We start from the raw sequence: 1,490 nt of genomic DNA, 5'->3' as shown, positions 1-1,490 counted from the left end.
GACTCTCTCCCTCCTGTTTTCGGTTGATGTTGACAATCACCATCATAGCAGGGAGAGAGTCCTTTTTTCACGACATTTGCTTTTTTCTACCGCGCTTCGCTTGGTGGCCCCGACGAGCGTCGCGAACAAAAGTTCGCAACCCTCGTCGGGGATCATTTCGGAATGTCACCCACAAATATTTTACTCACACCATACCCTTCAACGTCGAAACACGTCTTTGGGGTGTTGATCAATGTAACCCATAAACCGAGCAATGACGTCATCAATATACATTTGGTCATTGTGAAACATATTCGCAATGACCGCGTCTTTGAGCTATTTACACACGCGTTCGATGGGATTCAGCTATGGGGAGTACGGAGGCAACAAGATAAAGTGAAACTAAATCTCCCTCTTGTGGCAAGAAATCTTTGGCCATTCTAGTATGGTGGATGCGTGCATTGTCGAGCACCGGCACGATCAGCTTGTCTGGATAAACGGCTCTCCAGAGTCTTTAAAAAATCCAAAAACGTCGTGGCATTCCTAGTTGTCGCTCGGTGAAGAACGGTGTCTCCATTAAGGATATTCACCACACCCAATAGAGAAACGTAGGCATGATGCCATAAGTGGGCACCTGTTTTTGCCGGCCAGCTTCTGACCAAGTGGCCCGCAAGACTTGATAGGGCCGGACGTGGGCCTCATCGACATATAAAATAACAGTGTTGGGATCAATCAGTTTTTTATAAGTTCCATTTGTTTCTCAAACGCTTATCGTGGTTCGGTATCGCCTTTCGCCGATGTATAGGTGAGCCAATTCCAAGAGAGTCCCATTCGATGTAAATAAAAGTTTACGAATCCCTTCTTGGGACATGGTGACCACGTAGCGCTCTCGAGTATAAGACTGAATGATCCACATATTCCAAGAAGAAGAAATGTCCCAACCGAGTTCGGCTGGTGTGTGGATCAAAATGATTTGTTTCAGTTCCTGTTGCTGTTCCGCCGTTAGAAACGGTTCCCGGCCCGGCAGATGTTTCCGATCGAGCAGTAGATCGATCCCGCCTTCGTTGAATAGGGATACATAAAACGCCTCACTTTGGCAGCACAGATTGAGCATGGAAGCGATCTCTTTGTTCAGATAACCTTCCATGACGAGGTGAACGGCCATGACGCGTTAACATAGGGGAATATTTTTGATTTTTCGCTCTTCTTAACGAAGTGTTCGTGACGTCCATCGAGATCATTAGTGATTTTCAATCGTTTCATGTTATTCCCGCTCCTTTTGGGATGTTTAGGAGCAGTATAACTAGAGCGGAAATCACTTATATGAACGTTAATGTTTTAATGTGCACCTATATAGTTAAGGTATATAAGCTGTAATAAAGAATTTCCACGGTTTTGTATTAATGTTCAAGCCAGTATATAATGCCGAGTATGCCGAGAGTCTGGTGGATAAACACTTTTTTGAATTAAGTGTTTTAAGACACAGAAGGGATATTAAAATATAGGTATAG

1 pseudogene is annotated in these 1,490 nt (G+C 44.2%); it reads right to left on the bottom strand.

What is annotated here, in order from left to right:
* Window positions 1-747 precede the first annotated feature (747 nt).
* Window positions 748-1,242: pseudogene (locus DI44_RS0117440) on the bottom strand (winged helix-turn-helix domain-containing protein).
* Window positions 1,243-1,490: the final 248 nt, after the last annotated feature.

The organism is Geobacillus sp. CAMR5420 (assembly GCF_000691465.1).
In the GTDB taxonomy this organism is placed as follows: Bacteria; Bacillota; Bacilli; order Bacillales; family Anoxybacillaceae; genus Geobacillus; species Geobacillus thermoleovorans.
Note: the sequence above shows the minus strand (reverse complement) of the source record. Positions and strands in the feature narration are given on the sequence as shown.